Origin of the sequence: Nocardia amamiensis NBRC 102102, from assembly GCF_001612745.1 — a bacterium.
GTDB classification, from domain to species: domain Bacteria; phylum Actinomycetota; class Actinomycetes; order Mycobacteriales; family Mycobacteriaceae; genus Nocardia; species Nocardia amamiensis.
On the sequence record NZ_BDBA01000391.1, the window covers coordinates 1 to 654 of the forward strand.

Consider the following 654-nt stretch of genomic DNA (forward strand, 5'->3'; position numbering starts at 1 on the left):
TTGAACGCACAGTCGGTCACCGTGTCGGTGTGGCCGTTCATCAGCACTCGTTCGACCGGGCTGTCTGCCTCCCAAACGCAGGGCGTGTGGCCACTCCCGACTGCTACGAGGGAAGATGCGTCCGGGGCTATGGAGCAGGCCGTCACCGACCTGTTCTGTATAAAGCCCGGTCCACTTCCCTGACCTGACAACAAGTCCCACACGCGAATGTTGCGGTCGGCGCTGGTGGTGGCCAGCCATGCACCTTCGGAAGTAAAAGCGCATCCGGTCACCGTTCCGGTGTGGCCGCGCAGCACCATGTGTTCTGTCCAAGTGGCGGTATCCCATATATGAACGGTGCGGTCGGCGCTGGTGGTGGCCAGCCACGCGCCGTCGGAGGTTAACGCGCAACTGGTCACTGTGCTGGTGTGGCCTTGCAGGACTGTGTGTTCTGTCCAGGTGGTGGTGTTCCAGATCCGGACGGTCCGGTCGGCGCTGGAGGTGGCCAGCCACGCGCCGTCGGGATTGAACGCGCAGTCGGTCACGGCGCTGGTGTGGCGTTGCAGCACCCTATGCTCTGCCCAAGTTGAGGTATCCCAGATCCGCACTACACCTTCAGTTCCGGTGGTGGCCAACCATGCACCCCCCGAGGTGAAGGCGCCGCTTTTCACCGTG

Annotated in this window: 1 protein-coding gene; it reads right to left on the minus strand. The window is 63.1% G+C overall.

The features are described from left to right. On the minus strand, window positions 1–614 hold a 614-nt coding region (locus tag NA4_RS37955; protein ID WP_169811221.1), incomplete at its 3' end, for a WD40 repeat domain-containing protein. Window positions 615–654: the final 40 nt, after the last annotated feature.